This window comes from Streptomyces sp. NPDC040405 (assembly GCF_055595765.1).
This window is the reverse complement of the sequence record NZ_JBVIVI010000003.1, coordinates 736,257-750,157: the sequence shown is the minus strand read 5'-3', so window position 1 is coordinate 750,157 and position 13,901 is coordinate 736,257. Positions and strand designations below refer to the sequence as shown.

13 protein-coding genes are annotated in these 13,901 nt (G+C 72.5%); 7 read left to right on the top strand and 6 right to left on the bottom strand.

Annotated elements, in window-relative coordinates:
• The first annotated feature begins 22 nt into the window (after positions 1–22).
• A complete protein-coding gene (locus tag ACZ59A_RS16880; protein WP_470959221.1) occupies positions 23–214 on the top strand; it encodes a hypothetical protein in 192 nt (63 codons plus the stop codon).
• 169 nt (positions 215–383) lie between these two features.
• Complete coding sequence (locus ACZ59A_RS16875; RefSeq protein WP_470959218.1) at positions 384–2,123, top strand: glycoside hydrolase family 13 protein; 1,740 nt, start codon at positions 384–386, stop codon at positions 2,121–2,123.
• A gap of 104 nt (positions 2,124–2,227) precedes the next feature.
• Here ACZ59A_RS16875 and ACZ59A_RS16870 read toward each other — a convergent pair whose 3' ends face one another.
• On the bottom strand, positions 2,228–3,409 hold the full coding sequence (locus ACZ59A_RS16870) for a MalY/PatB family protein (protein WP_470959694.1): 1,182 nt from the start codon (positions 3,407–3,409) through the stop codon (positions 2,228–2,230).
• A gap of 296 nt (positions 3,410–3,705) precedes the next feature.
• On the opposite strand from ACZ59A_RS16870, the gene ACZ59A_RS16865 reads away from it, so the two are divergent.
• Positions 3,706–4,839: a mechanosensitive ion channel family protein gene (locus tag ACZ59A_RS16865; RefSeq protein ID WP_470959215.1), complete on the top strand. Its 1,134-nt coding sequence runs from the start codon at positions 3,706–3,708 to the stop codon at positions 4,837–4,839.
• A gap of 21 nt (positions 4,840–4,860) precedes the next feature.
• On the opposite strand, the gene ACZ59A_RS16860 is transcribed toward ACZ59A_RS16865, so the two are convergent.
• Entirely contained in the window at positions 4,861–5,604 is a 744-nt protein-coding gene (locus ACZ59A_RS16860) for an SDR family oxidoreductase (protein WP_470959693.1), read from the bottom strand.
• 95 nt (positions 5,605–5,699) lie between these two features.
• Here ACZ59A_RS16860 and ACZ59A_RS16855 point away from each other — a divergent pair, with 95 nt between their 5' ends.
• Both ACZ59A_RS16855 and ACZ59A_RS16850 read left to right on the top strand, forming a co-directional pair.
• Positions 5,700–6,260: a TetR/AcrR family transcriptional regulator gene (locus ACZ59A_RS16855; RefSeq protein ID WP_470959212.1), complete on the top strand. Its 561-nt coding sequence runs from the start codon at positions 5,700–5,702 to the stop codon at positions 6,258–6,260.
• Positions 6,261–6,350: 90 nt separating this feature from the next.
• On the top strand, positions 6,351–7,115 hold the full coding sequence (locus ACZ59A_RS16850) for a YqjF family protein (RefSeq protein WP_470959209.1): 765 nt from the start codon (positions 6,351–6,353) through the stop codon (positions 7,113–7,115).
• A 9-nt stretch (positions 7,116–7,124) separates the two neighbouring features.
• Here ACZ59A_RS16850 and ACZ59A_RS16845 read toward each other — a convergent pair whose 3' ends face one another.
• Positions 7,125–8,132: a LacI family DNA-binding transcriptional regulator gene (locus tag ACZ59A_RS16845; RefSeq protein WP_470959206.1), complete on the bottom strand. Its 1,008-nt coding sequence runs from the start codon at positions 8,130–8,132 to the stop codon at positions 7,125–7,127.
• Between the two features lie 143 nt (positions 8,133–8,275).
• Here ACZ59A_RS16845 and ACZ59A_RS16840 point away from each other — a divergent pair, with 143 nt between their 5' ends.
• Both ACZ59A_RS16840 and ACZ59A_RS16835 read left to right on the top strand, forming a co-directional pair.
• Positions 8,276–9,919 (top strand): fucose isomerase, encoded by a 1,644-nt coding sequence (locus ACZ59A_RS16840; RefSeq protein WP_470959203.1) that lies wholly within the window; start codon positions 8,276–8,278, stop codon positions 9,917–9,919.
• On the top strand, positions 9,919–11,394 hold the full coding sequence (locus ACZ59A_RS16835; RefSeq protein WP_470959200.1) for an FGGY-family carbohydrate kinase: 1,476 nt from the start codon (positions 9,919–9,921) through the stop codon (positions 11,392–11,394). Before ACZ59A_RS16840 ends, ACZ59A_RS16835 begins: the two co-directional genes overlap by 1 nt.
• Before the next feature lie 10 nt (positions 11,395–11,404).
• Here ACZ59A_RS16835 and ACZ59A_RS16830 read toward each other — a convergent pair whose 3' ends face one another.
• The 3 genes from ACZ59A_RS16830 to ACZ59A_RS16820 are packed head-to-tail and all read right to left on the bottom strand — an operon-like array spanning position 11,405 to position 13,901.
• Positions 11,405–12,142 (bottom strand): oxygenase MpaB family protein, encoded by a 738-nt coding sequence (locus ACZ59A_RS16830; protein ID WP_470959197.1) that lies wholly within the window; start codon positions 12,140–12,142, stop codon positions 11,405–11,407.
• Positions 12,139–12,870, bottom strand: coding sequence for a GntR family transcriptional regulator (locus ACZ59A_RS16825; RefSeq protein ID WP_470959194.1), 732 nt, complete (start codon positions 12,868–12,870; stop codon positions 12,139–12,141). The genes ACZ59A_RS16830 and ACZ59A_RS16825 overlap by 4 nt, the downstream gene beginning before the upstream one ends.
• Positions 12,871–12,884: 14 nt before the next feature.
• Positions 12,885–13,901: an ornithine cyclodeaminase family protein gene (locus ACZ59A_RS16820; protein ID WP_470959191.1), complete on the bottom strand. Its 1,017-nt coding sequence runs from the start codon at positions 13,899–13,901 to the stop codon at positions 12,885–12,887.

Genomic DNA, 13,901 nt, shown 5'->3' with positions numbered 1-13,901 from the left:
TGCCGCACGAGAGGGCCTGTCCGTGAGCAGTCAGAGGCACCGCATGCTCGCCGGGGGACCGTACGCCGCCCCCGCCCCGGCCGCGACACCCGGCCGCCCGGCCCCGAGCCGTAAAGCTCCCGGCCGCCGGGCCCTCAGCACCACCACCGTCAGCCATACGACCCCCGGGCGCCCGGCCTTCCACGACAAGGCCCCCGCCCCGCGCGGCATCTGAGCACCGGCCCGGGGACCTGAAGAGCGCCGACCGCGCCGCGCCACACGTACCGGCTATCGCGCCGACCCGCGACGACCTGCCGCCTGGCGCCGGACCGCCCCTGCCCGGCCGACTCCACAGACAGCAATCGCATCAGCAAGCCAGCACGAACCAGCAATGGGATGGACGCATGACAGCCCCGGATGAGCGCCGGTCGACGATACCGGCGAGTGGCGAGGCAACGGGCCTCAACTCCGCCACCACGGCGCCCCGCCCCTCCACGCACCGCACGGAGGGCTCACCGAACGCCTGGTGGCGCGACGCGGTGATCTACCAGATCTACCTCCGCAGCTTCCTCGACAGCACCGGAGACGGCATCGGCGACCTCGCCGGGGCCCGGCTGGGGCTGCCGTACCTCAAGAAGCTGGGCGTGGACGGGATCTGGCTCAGCCCGTTCTATCCGTCGCCGCAGCACGACCACGGGTACGACGTGGCCGACTACCTCGGCGTCGACCCGATCTTCGGCGATCTGGACGAGTTCGACCGGCTGGTGCACGACGCCCACCGGCTCGGGCTGAAGGTCCTCATGGACATCGTCCCCAACCACTGCTCCAGCGAACACGCCTGGTTCCGGGCCGCTCTGGCCGAAGGCCCCGGCGGACCGGCCCGGGCGCGCTTCCACTTCGCCGACGGCCGCGGCGCGGACGGCGAGCTGCCGCCCAACAACTGGCACGCCATGTTCGGCGGCCCGGCCTGGAGCCGGGTCACCGAACCCGACGGCACCCCCGGCCAGTGGTACCTCCACCTCTTCACCCCCGAACAGCCCGACCTCAACTGGCGCGAGCCGTCGGTCGGCGAGCACTTCCACGAGGTGCTGCGGTTCTGGCTCGACCGGGGCGTCGACGGGTTCCGTATCGATGTCGCGGCGGGTCTGTTCAAGCACCCCGACCTGCCCGACTCCGACGACCCCACCATCGACGAACGCACCCGCGACTCCGTCAACCCCCTTGCCTGGAACCAGCCGGAGATCCACGAGGAGTGGCGCCGCTGGCGGGCCATCTGCGACGAGTACACGGCCCGCGACGGAAACGACCGGCTGCTGGTGGGCGAGGTCTCCGTGCAGACGCCGCTGGAGCAGGCCAAGTACGTGCGTTCCGACGAACTCCACCAGGCCTTCTTCTTCCATCTGCTCACCGCGCCCTGGAACCCGGACATCTTCCGCAAGGTGATCAGCGAGGCGATGCGTGACATCGCCGACACCGGCTCCACCGTCACCTGGGTGCTCAACAACCACGACCAGGTCCGCACCGTGACCCGGTACGCGGGCGAGCCCGCGACCGGCGAGGTGTCGTGCCTCGGCCCGGCCCGGGCCCGGGCCGCCGCCCTGCTGATGCTGGCCCTGCCCGGTGCCGCGTACGTCTACCAGGGCGAGGAGCTGGGCCTGCCCGAGGTGGTCGACCTGCCGGACGAGGTGCTGACCGACCCCATCTTCCGCCGTACCGGCAGCCGTCAGCACATCCGCGACGGCTGCCGGGTGCCGCTGCCGTGGTCGGGGCATGCCTCGCCGTTCGGCTTCACGACCGGCGAGGCGGTGGCCCAGCCGTGGCTGCCGCAGCCCGAGTGGTTCGCCGAACACGCCACCGACCGGGCCCTGGCCGATACCGACTCGTTCTGGCATCTGTACCGCGAGGGGCTGTATCTGCGGCGCAGCCTTCCGCAGATGGGCGAGGGCCCGCTGGTGTGGATGGAGTCGCCGCCGGAGGTGCTGGCGTTCATGCGCGGCGACGGGCTGGTGTGCGCGATCAACTTCAGCGACCACCCGGTCCCGGCCCCGGTCACCGGAGCGCCCATTCTGGCCAGCACCTCCTGCCCGCCCGGGACGCTGCCGGGCAGCGCCGCGGCCTGGTGGATCACCGACCTGACCGGCTGACGCCGACGGGTTCCCCGGACCGGCCGTCCCGCACGTGGTGCTGACGGCCGGTCCGGGCGTGCGTCGGGCGGAGGGCTTTTGGCGAGGGCTTCAGGCGGAGGGCTTCAGGCGAGGGCGGCCGCCATCCGCCGTACCGCCTCGGCGAGCAACCGCGGCGACGTGGCCAGGTTGAGCCGGACATGGCCCGCCCCGCCCGTGCCGAAGGGCAGTCCGGAGTTGAGGGCCACCCGGCCGCGGTCGAGGAAGACGGCGGCGGGGTCGTCGCCCAGCCCGAGGGGCCGGCAGTCGAGCCAGGCGAGGAAGGTCGCCGGGCCCGGCCGGTAGCGGACCCCGGGCAGCTCGCGGGCCAGCAGTCCGGCGAGCAGCTCGCGGTTGTCGTCGAGGCCCTTGAGGAGCGCGTCCAGCCAGTCCACGCCCTCGCGCAGCGCGGCGGTGTGAGCGATGACGCCGATATGGCTCGGGCCGTGGCCGACCTCTTCGGGGAGGCGCGCCAGGTCCTCGGCGGCCGCGGGGCCCGCGATGAGCAGCGCCGCCTTGAGCCCGGCGAGGTTCCATCCCTTGGAGGCCGACATCAGCGACAGTCCGCTCTCCGCGCCGGGGACGCTCAGATACGGGGTGAAGGCGGTCCCGGGGGCCACCAGGGGTGCGTGGATCTCGTCGGCCACGACCCGTACGCCATGGCGGTCGGCGAGCGCGGCGACGGCGGCCAGTTCCTCGGCGGTGTGCACCGTTCCGGTCGGATTGTGCGGGCTGCACAGCAGATGGACGGCCCGTCGGCCGCCCGCGACGGCGCGCCGGAAGGCGTCCTCCAGCGCGGCGAGGTCGAGCCGCAGGTCCGCGCCCAGCGGCGCCTCCACGACCCGGCGGTCCAGGTGCTCCACGAAGGGGTAGAAGGGCGGATAGACCGGACAGTTGACCACCACCGCGTCTCCCGGACCGCTGGTCAGCTTGAGCGCCTCGACGACGCCCAGCATCACATCGGGCACGATCGCCGTGCGCTCCACGGCGAGCCCGGCCCAGCCCCAGCGCTCCCGGGCGAAGCCCGCCAGCGCCTCGGCGTACGCCGTACCGACCGGGTAGCCGGTGTCGCCGAGCGCGATCGCGTCCGTGACCGCCCGCGCCACCGGCTCGGCGAGGGTTACGTCCATCTCGGCCACCCACAGCGGCAGCACGTCGTCCGGGTAGGTGCGCCACTTCATACTGGTCCGGAGCCGCAGTTGACCGAGGGAGAGCCGGTTCAGCGGGTTGGGGTCGTCGTCGGCCGGGCCGCGCGGAATGAGATCCATGTCATCCATGGCATCCATGCTCCTCACGCTGCCCATGTTGTCCATGTTGTCGGTGTGTTTCCCTGCTTGACGATGGACCAATTCCGGCATCGCGGTCATGGCCGGGCGGTCATCAGGAGGTTGACCTGATGCGGCAAGATGGCAGGTCACGTCGAGGCGGTGTGTACGCGCCACGACACAATCGGCACATCCCCCGCACGAACAGGTGACCAGGTGAGCAGCAGACACGACTCCGGGCCCGCGACGACGCGGCCCGCCGCCCCGAGGGCGGCGGTCGGCACTCCGGGAGGTGAGCGGTGAACCGGGCACTCACGCTGCACGACGTCATCGTCGTCGTCGCCGCGCTGATCGCCGCCGCGGCGGCCGGTCTGCTGGCCCGGATCGCGCTGCGCTGGCTGGGCGAACGGGCGCGCAGGACGCGGTGGAGCGGAGACGACATCATCGTCGCCACCCTGCGCACCCTGGCCCCTTGGGCGGCCATGGCCGTCGGCGTGACGTCCGCGGCGGCGGCGCTGCCGCTGACCCGTACGCTCGGTCACACCGTCAACCAGGTGGTGATCGCGGCCCTGATCCTGGCCACCACGGTCACCGCGGCCCGGGTGGTCGCCGGTCTGGTGCAGACGCTGGCGCTGTCCCGGTCCGGAGTGGCGGGCACGGCCACCATCTTCGTCAACATCACCCGTATCGCGGTGCTGATGATGGGCATGCTGATCCTGCTCCAGACGCTGGGCATCTCGATCGCGCCGCTGCTCACCGCGCTGGGTGTGGGCGGTCTGGCGGTCGCGCTGGCCCTTCAGGACACCCTGGCCAACCTGTTCGCGGGCGTGCACATCCTGGCGTCCAAGACGGTGCAGCCCGGTCACTACATCCGGCTCAGCAGCGGGGAGGAGGGGTACGTCGTGGACATCAACTGGCGTAACACCACGATCCGTCAGCTGTCCGACAACCTCGTGATCATCCCCAATGCCAAGCTGGCGGGCACGATCACCACCAACTATCACCAGCCGGGACAGGAGATGTCGGTGATGGTGCAGGTGCGGGTCGGCTACCGGAGCGATCTCGAACATGTCGAGCGGGTGACGGCCGAGGTGGGCGCGAAGGTGATGGCCGATGTTTCGGGCGGCGTGGTCGATTTCGAGCCGAGTATCCGCTTTCACACCTTCGGCGAGTCCGGCATCGACTTCTCGGTCTTCCTGGGGGCGCTGGAGTTCAGCGACCAGTACCTGATCAAGCACGAGTTCATGAAGCGGCTGCACCGGCGCTACCAGGCCGAGGGCATCGAGATCCCGCTGCCGATGCGTACCGTCGTCCTCCACCAGCCGGGCCAGCCGGGTCAGCCGGGCCAGGTGCCGCTGCCCGCCCAGCGCATCGGCGAGGCGGATCTGACGCCGGGTTCGGGGACGGTCACGAGCCCGGGGAGCACCGCCTGACGGCACGGCGCCCGGGCGGCGTCACGCCTGGACGGTGGGGCGAACGCTGATCTCGCCGATCTCGACGTCGCCGGGCTGCTCGACGGCGAAGGCCACCGCGCGGGCGACGGCCTCCGGCGGAATGCCCATCGCGTCCATGTTCTCGCGCGTCAGCTCGCGGAGGTGCGGGTCCGCCATGGAGTCGGCGAGGTCGGTGCGGACGTACCCCGGCGAGATGGCCGTCGTGCGCACCACCCCGTCGGTGGACTCCGTGCGCAGCCCCTCGTGGAGGGTGCGCACCGCGTTCTTGGTCGCGGCGTAGACGGCCATCGACGGGGACACGGACGACAGACCGGCCACGGAAACGATGCTCACCAGGTGGCCCGCCCCTTGCTCGCGGAAGACCGGCAGCGCGGCGGCGACGCAGTTGAGCATGCCGCGAAGGTTGACGTCGATCATGGCCGACCAGCCTTCGGTGTCGAGGTCGGCCAGCGGGCTGATCGGGGCGATGCCCGCGTTGTTCACCAGTACATCGATACGGCCGTACTGGTCGACGGTGGCCGAGACCAGGCGCCGCAGGTCCTCGGCCTTGGTGACGTCGACGACGCACGCGGTGGCACGACCCCCTTCCTCCCGGATGTCCCGCGCGATGGCGTCGACGCGCTCGCCGCGGCGCGCCGCGAGGACGACCGCGGCGCCGCGCCGGGCGAGCAGCCGGGCCGTGGCTTCACCGATGCCGCCGCTCGCTCCGGTGAGGGCGACAATCTTGCCGTGAAGAGAGAGCACCACTGCCTCCAAGTAAAGTGGACACGTGTCCGATGCGCGGTTCACCCTGCCGGACACGTGTCCACTTGTCAAAGGCAAAGCGTCAGGAGAGCCCCATGAGCGCGCCAGCACGCCGTTCGGATGCCGCGCAGAACCGGACCCGTATCGTGGAGGCCGCCCGCGCCGCCCTCGCCGAGTCCCACCACGTCCACCTCAACGAGATCGCCAAGCGCGCCGGGGTAGGGCAGGGGACGCTCTACCGGAACTTCCCCAACCGCGAAGCGCTGCTCGCCGAGGTCTACCGGCGCGACGTCGAAGAACTCGTGACCGCCGCCTCCGCTCTGCTGACGGAAAACGAGCCCGTGGAGGCCCTGCGCCACTGGCTCGACCGAGTGATCGACTACGCCGAGATCAAGCGCGGCGTCCTGGCGGCGCTCGAACCGGCGGCATGGCAGGACCTGGTCGCCCACAGCCACAACCCCATCGAAGGCGCCCTCGGCCACCTGCTGGACGCCGGAAAGGCGGCCGGTTCCCTCCGCACGGACGTGGACGCCCCCGGGGTCCTCCTGCTCATCGCCTACCTCGGCCGACTGGACCGGGAGGACTGGGAATCGACGGCACGGCCCCTGATGAGCGTCATCCTCGACGGCCTGCGCCGACCGGAGGCGGAGCGGTGAGGGCGCGCCTCACGTAACCGCGCGCTTCCCCGGCAGTCCTGTTGCCCGGGCGGCGCGTTGGTGCGCCGGGAGGTCTGCGATGCTGTCGCCGTGCCGTTCACCCCCACGACCCCCGAGCCCGTCACGCCCGACGCCCCCGCGGCCATATCCGACCCGCTGCTCACCCAGGGGTGGCTGGACCTCGCCTTCCTCCACTGGGCCATGGACCCGTCCGAGGTGGCGGGGCTGCTCCCGGCCGGGACGGTGCCGGACACGTTCGACGGGGCCACCTATGTCGGCCTGGTGGCGTTCCGGATGCATCGGGTGGGCTGGCTGCGGCTTCCCGGGGTCCCGTACCTCGGCACGTTTCCGGAGACCAATGTGCGGCTGTACACGGTGGACGCGCACGGTCGGCGCGGGGTGGCGTTCCGCTCGCTGGACGCCTCCCGGCTGGTGCCGGTGGTCATGGGGCGGGCCGCCTTCCGGCTGCCCTACGTGTGGTCGAAGATGGCCGTCCGCGCCGACGGCGACACCCTCACGTACACCAGCTCACGGCGGTGGCCGGGGCCGCGCGGCGCGCGCTGCCGGATCACCCTGCGGCCCGGGGAACGCGTCGAGGAGCCGACCGAGCTGGAACACTTCCTGACCGCGCGGTGGGGCATGCACAACGCCTTCTTCGGCGGGGTGGCGTATCTGCCGAACCATCACCCCCGGTGGCCGCTCCACCGGGCGCGGCTCGTCTCCTGCGAACAGGACCTCGTCACCGCGGCCGGGCTGCCCGCCCCGCCCGGGGATCCGGTCAGCGTGCTGTACTCGCCGGGCGTTCCGGTCCGGCTCGGCCGCCCGGCCCGCCCGGCCGGGATCCCCACGCCCTGAGCGCGCGGCTCAGCTCCGCGGCGCCCGCAGCGAGCTGGCGCGTACGACGAGGGTGGGCGAGAGCGTGACGCGGCGCGGGCGCCGCTCGGCGGGGGCCCGGAGCGACTCCAGCAGCAGCCGCGCCGCGCGCTCCCCCAGCGGATGGGCGGGCTGGGCGACCACCGAGATGGGCGGCGTCATGTACGGCGCCCAGGGGGCGTCGTCGAAGGAGACGAAGCCGACGTCGGAGCCGACGCGCACCTCCCGTTCGGCGAGTGCGGCCAGGGTGCCGAGCGCCATCGGGGCGTTGGCGACGAAGAACGCGTCGGGCGGATCGGCCCGGGCCAGCAGCTCCCGGGCGGCGACCATCGCACCGTCCTGCCGGAAGTCGGCGTGCGCGACGGTCTCCGGCATGCCGGGGTGCTCCCGGACGGCGGCGCGGTAGCCGCGCAGCCGGGCCCGGGCGGTGTCGGCGGACGCCGGGCCGGTGACACAGGCCGGGCGCGACCAGCCCTGCTCGATGAGATGGCGGGTGGCGGCCCGGGCGCCCGCGAAGGAGGGCACCACGACCGCATCGGTCTTCTCGCGCAGCGGGCGGTCGATCACCACGACCGGGATCCGGCTCTGGCGCAGCCGTGAGATGTCGGTGTCCCGGCCCTGCGGGGACAGCACCACCCCGGCCACCCGGGCCTGCTCGGCCACTTCGAGGTGGCGGCGCTCCTTCTCGGGGTCCTCGTCGGTGTTGCAGAGCAGGACCGTGTAGCCCTCCGCCTCGGCGGCGTCGGTGACACCGCGCGCGACCGCGGTGAAGAACGGGTTGCCGATGTCGGGGATGAGCAGCGCGATGACCTTGGTGGTGCGGGTGCGCAGGCTCCGGGCGATCCCGTTCGGCCGGTAGCCCACCGCGTCGGCGGCTCGCATCACCCGCTCGACGATCTCCGGTGCGATGGACGGATTGCCGTTGAGGGCCCGGGAGACGGAGGCCGGGGAGACCCCCGCCGCCTCGGCAACGGTTTTGATCGTCGGCGTTGGTGTCACCTCACACACGGTAGCCACCTCCCGGCGCGACATCACCACCAGAGCCCGGACCCTTGCCCGAGAAATCGATTTCTGAGAGCCTGCGGGCACCCGCGGCCGCCGTCGCGGTGCCCATCCGATGACGCAGGGAATGTGGTGGCGCCATGCCGTACACCGTGCCGGTCAGTACGCCGAGGCCGACCGTGGAGCCCGCCACGGTCTGGCTGGTGGCCAGCGGCGATCTGCGCCCCTCCGCCAACGCCGCGGGGTGGCCGGTCCAGGAGGCGATGGAAGCCGCGCTGGGCGATGCCTTCGGGAAGCTCGGCTGGACGGTGCGCCGGGCGCATGAGGTGGACCCGGCCAAGGGCCATGGCTTCATCGACAGCCAGCGCATGGGGCTGACCGTCTTCCGGTCGATCCCCTCCGACGCGCCCCTGGTGGTCGCCGAGGCGGTGTGGCAGTACAGCCACCATGTGCTGGCCGGGCTGCGCACCCACCGTGGGCCCATCCTGACCGTGGCCAACTTCGACGGGACGTGGCCGGGCCTGGTGGGGCTGCTCGGGGTGAACGCGGGCCTGACCAAGATGGGCAAGGAGTACGCCACGCTGTGGAGCGTGGACTTCACCGACGACTGGTTCACGGAGGGCTTGCGGAGCTGGGTGGACACCGGCACCGTGCCCCATGACGCCTCGCACGTACGGCCGTTGCCGCCGCTTCCCGCCACTCCCGAGCGCGAGCTGGGACATGCCGTCGCCGACCAGCTGATGGCGGACAAGGCCATCATCGGGGTCTTCGACGAGGGCTGCATGGGCATGTACAACGCCATCATCGACGACGAACTGCTCAACCCGCTCGGCATCTACAAGGAGCGCCTGTCGCAGAGCGCGCTGTACGCCGAGATGGCCACGGTGCCGGAGGCGGAGACCAGCGCGGTGCGCGCATGGCTCACGGAGCGGGGCATGCGCTTCGAGACCGGTACGGACGAGGCCACCGAACTGACCGACGAACAGCTGCGCCAGCAGTTCGCGATGTACATCGCCGCGCTGCGGATCAGCGACGACTTCGGTCTTGACGCGGTCGGCATCCAGTACCAGCAGGGGCTGAAGGACCTGGTGGCGGCGTCCGACCTCGCCGAGGGGCTGCTGAACAACGCCGAGCGTCCCCCGGTGCGCAGCCGCGACGGCTCCCGGGTGCTGTGGGAGGACCGTCCCCTCCCCCACTTCAACGAGGTGGACGAGGGCGTGGCGGTGGACGCGCTGCTCAGCAGCCGTATCTGGACGGCGATGGGCCTCGACCCGGCCACCACGCTGCACGACGTCCGCTGGGGCGAGAGTTACGACGGCCGGTTCGTCTGGGTCTTCGAGATCTCCGGCTCCATTCCGGCCTCCCACCTCGCCGGGGGCTACGCCGAGGCCGTCTCGCTGCGGCAGAACCCGGTGTACTTCCCGGCCGGTGGCGGCACCCTGTCCGGGGTGTCCCGGCCCGGCGAGATCGTCTGGTCCCGGCTGTACATCGCGGATGGCGCGCTGCAGCTGGACATCGGCCGCGGCCGGGCAGTGGAGCTGCCCGAGGAGGAGACGCTACGGCGCCGGGCGGCCACCAACCCGGAGTGGCCGGTCATGCACGCGGTCCTCGACGGGGTGAGCCGCGACCAGTTCATGGCCCGGCACAAGGCCAACCACATCCAGGTGGTGTACGCGCCCGACGCCGCCACCGCCGACCGCGCACTGGCCGCCAAGGCGGCGGCCTTCGAACGGCTGGGAGTGGCCGTGCATCTGTGCGGCGACGTGGCGATCGAGGCCGTCTGATGGCCTCGCGCGGCGGTCCGCGACGCGCCGTGGTGGGCGTGGACATCGGGACATCCAGCTCCAAGGGTGTGCTGGTGGCGACCGATGGCACGGTGCTCGCCCAGTCCGTCGTACGGCACTCCGTGGACCGGCCGCACCCGGGCTGGGTGGAGATGGATCCGGAGGTGTGGTGGCGGGAGTTCATCACCCTGGTGCGGGACCTGCTCGGGTCGGCCGATGTGACCGTCGAGGCGGTCGGCGTCAGCGGGATGGGGCCGTGTGTCGCGCTCACGGACGACGCCGGTGTGCCGCTGCGCCCGGCCCTGCTGTACGGGATCGACACCCGCGCCACCGAGCAGATCCGCGAGCTGGAGGGCGAGCTGGGCCGCGAGGAGATCCTGCGCCGCTGCGGTTCGGTGCTCTCCACGCAGGCCGTCGGCCCCAAGCTCGCCTGGCTGGCGCGGCACGAGCCCGGCGTCTTCGCCCGCGCCCGGCGGCTGTTCATGCCCAGCTCCTGGCTGGTGCACCGGCTCACCGGGGAATACGTACTGGACCACCACTCGGCCAGCCAGTGCACCCCGCTCTACGACACCGGCGCCCTCGACTGGTACCGCCCCTGGTCGGACGGGCTGGCCGGGCGGATCGACCTGCCCCCGCTCGCCTGGTCCGGGGACACCGCGGGCCGGGTCTCCCCGCGGGCGGCGGAGGCGACGGGGCTGACGGCGGGCACCCCGGTGACGGTCGGCACCATCGACGCCTGGGCGGAGGCGGTCAGTGGCGACGCGCACAACGCCGGTGACCTGATGCTGATGTACGGCTCGACGATGTTCCTCATCAACACGGTCGAGGAGCGCGTCACCTTCCCCGCCCTGTGGGGCACCGTCGGCGCGCTTCCGGGAACCCGCAACCTGGCCGGTGGCATGGCGTCCTCGGGCGCCATCACCGACTGGCTGCGCTCGCTGTTCGGGGACCCGTCCATCCCCGAACTGCTGGCCGAGGCGGAGACGTCGGGCCCGGGTGCGCACGGGCTGCTGATGCTGCCGTACTTCGACGGGGAACGCACCCCGATCGCCGATCCTGCGGCCCGCGGGGTCCTCGCGGGCCTCACCCTCGCGCACACCCGCGGCGATCTCTACCGCGCCGCGCTGGAGGCCACCGGTTTTGGCGTCCGCCACAACGTGGAGGCGATCCGCGCCGCCGGTGGCCGCATCGACCGGGTGGTGGCCGTGGGCGGTGGCGCCCAGGGGCATCTGTGGACGCAGATCGTCTCCGACATCACCGGGCTGACCCAGGACATCCCCACGCACACCATCGGCGCGAGCCTCGGTTCGGCGTTCCTCGCCGCGTCGGCCGTCGGGGATGCCTCCATCGCGCGGTGGAATCCGCCCGCCGTCCAGGTGCGTCCCGACCCGGCCACCACGGCACGCTACGACGCGCTGTACGCCCGCTACCGCGACCTGTACCCGGCGACCGCGGACATCGTCCACGGGCTCTAAGACCCCTGGGTCACGGGCTCCAAGCGCCCCGGGCCCGCGCCCGCCGACCGCGCCACGCCCGCGCCCGCAGCGCGGTCCGGGTGGCGCCGCGGACCAGGGCCGGGGGCCGCCGGGCGCCGAGGGCGTCCCGCGCCGGGTCGTCGAGCAGGCTGTCCGCGGCCGCCCCCGCGAGTGGGCCGAGCGCCCCGGGCACCCGGTCGGCCAGCATGCCGCGGGTGGCCTGCCACAGCGCCCGGCCCTGCGGGCTGAGGGCGAAGTGTGCGTGCTCGTAAGCCCGCGTCCACGCCTCGAACTCCCGCCAGCTGGCAGGCACTTCGGGTATCCCCATGCGGTCGGCGAGGCCGAGGTAGAGGGTGTGCGAGGCGGTCCGCTCGGCGTCGGTGGGGGCGCGCCACGCGTGGGCCGCGCACCAGCGCATGGGCGCGAGGTCGAAGCAGGCGAGGACATAGCGGAAGGCGTCGTCGCCGATGGCGAACGGGGCGTGCAGCCGGTCCAGCGCCGCGATGGTCTCGGCGCCCTGCTCGCTGTCCAGCCCGTGTTCGAAGAGCCGGTACATCATCGCGCCGGTGGCCTTGGCGCGTACCCGGGTGTGCTGGGTCATCCGGCCGGTGGAGGCGAGCACCCGGGCGATCTCGGGGACCGCGAACGTACGGCAGAAGCCCAGGTTGAACCCCATCTTGAGGTCCCGGGCGAAGGTGTCGTACGCCATCCGCCGATAGATCTCCTCGGCCTCGCGTAACCCGCTCACCGGTCGCCGGCCTGGCGGGCGGGGTGGCTCTCGGGGGCCGGGTCGGGGGCGTTCTCCCCGGCCCAGATGCCGCGGACGTGGCCCAGGTGGCGGCGCATCAGGGCCTCCGCGCCGTCCGCGTCGCCCGCCTCGATGAGGTCGAGGAGTTCGGCGTGTTCGTGGGAGGAGTCGAACAGGGCGCTGCCTTCGGTCAGCGTGCGCAGGCCGTAGAGCCGGGAGCTGGTGCGCAGGGAGCGCACGATCTCCACCAGCCTGCTGTTCCCGGCCTGTTCCAGCAGGGTGAGGTGGAATTCCATGTCGATGGTGACGTGGGCGATGAAGTCGCGGCGGTTCGCGGCGTCCTCGATGCCCGCCGCCAGCGGCCGCAGCCGCGCGATGACCTCGGGGGCGACGCCCGCCTCGGTGATCTGCCGGATCACCGGGATCTCTATGAGCGCGCGCAGGTGGGTGAGATCGTCCAGCTCAGCCGCTGAGAGGTGGGTGACCCGGAAGCCCTTGTTGCGGGCGATCTCGACCAGCCCCTCCTTGGTGAGGTCGAGCATGGCCTCGCGTACCGGGGTCGCGGACACCCCGAAGTGTTCGGCCAGGCTCGGGGCGGAGTACACCACGCCGGGCTTCAGCTCGCCGGAGATCACCGCGCCGCGGAGGGTTTCGGCGATCTCCTCGCGGAGGCTGCTGCGGCCGCGGAGCGAGGGCAGGCGCGCGGTGACCCCGTCGTCCACGGTCATGCGGTCGGTCTCCTTCATCTGTCGCTCTCACCGGGTTCATCGGCCTCAGCGGCCTCGCTGGCCTCATGGACGGCACCGGCGATCACGAGATCTTCCCACGCCATTCCCACGCTCTTGAACAATCGGGGGCGCCCCGGGGCCACCGCCGCGTCGCCCCGGGGGCCGCGTACCAGGTCGGCGAGGGGCAGCAGTTGGGCGGGGTCGAGCAGGCCGCGGTCGATGAGCTGGACGAGGTCGCCCGCCTCCCGAGTGGCGGCGGCGCGGGACTCGACCACCACCGTGGCGTGGCGGACGGTGTGGTCGTCGACCTCCCTGGCACCGGGTTCATGGGATCCCACGGCCATCACGGTGGCGTGCGGGGGCAGCAGGGTCCCGTCGAACAGTGGCGTGCGGGCCGTGGTGCAGCAGGCGATCAGATCGGCGTCCGCGACCGCGTCCGGCTCACCGGCCGTGAGGCGGACCCCGGCGGTTTCCGGGAAGCCCTCGACCAGCTGGCGTGCCCGCTCCGGGGTGCGGCCGACGACGGTGACCTCGGTGAGGGGGCGGATCGCGCGCAGCGCGGCCAGATGGCTGTGGGCCTGCGGGCCGCCGCCGAAGAGCACCAGCCGGGACGCGTCGGGCGGGGCGAGCAGGTCGGCCGCCGCGGCGGACACCGCGGCGGTGCGGAGGCTGGTGAGCGCGATACCGTCCAGCAGGGCGAGCGGGGTGAGGGTTTCGGCGTCCAGCAGCAGATACCGCCCCTGGATGCGGGGAAGTCCGCGCGCCGGGTTGTCCGGTGCGACGGTGGCGATCTTGACGCCCGCGTAGCCACGGCCCCGGGCGCTACGGCCCTCGGCGGGCATCAGCAGCAGCTGGCCGTGGTCCACCGGCACCACGTTGCGCGGCGGGTCGGCCTCGGGGTCGAGCCCGTCCCGTAGCGCCTGCTGGAGGGCCCGGACGGCGGTGTGCGGGGGCAGGGCGGCGGCGACCGCGGCCGCGTCGATGGTCTTCATGGCCGGGGATTTCACGGGCGGGGTCTTCGGGGTCTTCAT

What these genes read in the sequence shown, in the direction of transcription:
- ACZ59A_RS16835 (WP_470959200.1), top strand. Translation starts at nt 9,919, where the DNA reads ATGGCCTCGCGCGGCGGTCCGCGACGCGCCGTGGTGGGCGTGGACATC.
- ACZ59A_RS16820 (WP_470959191.1), bottom strand. Translation starts at nt 13,901, where the DNA reads ATGAAGACCCCGAAGACCCCGCCCGTGAAATCCCCGGCCATGAAGACC.
- ACZ59A_RS16825 (WP_470959194.1), bottom strand. Translation starts at nt 12,870, where the DNA reads ATGACCGTGGACGACGGGGTCACCGCGCGCCTGCCCTCGCTCCGCGGC.
- ACZ59A_RS16855 (WP_470959212.1), top strand. Translation starts at nt 5,700, where the DNA reads ATGAGCGCGCCAGCACGCCGTTCGGATGCCGCGCAGAACCGGACCCGT.
- ACZ59A_RS16875 (WP_470959218.1), top strand. Translation starts at nt 384, where the DNA reads ATGACAGCCCCGGATGAGCGCCGGTCGACGATACCGGCGAGTGGCGAG.
- ACZ59A_RS16840 (WP_470959203.1), top strand. Translation starts at nt 8,276, where the DNA reads ATGCCGTACACCGTGCCGGTCAGTACGCCGAGGCCGACCGTGGAGCCC.
- ACZ59A_RS16870 (WP_470959694.1), bottom strand. Translation starts at nt 3,409, where the DNA reads ATGGATCTCATTCCGCGCGGCCCGGCCGACGACGACCCCAACCCGCTG.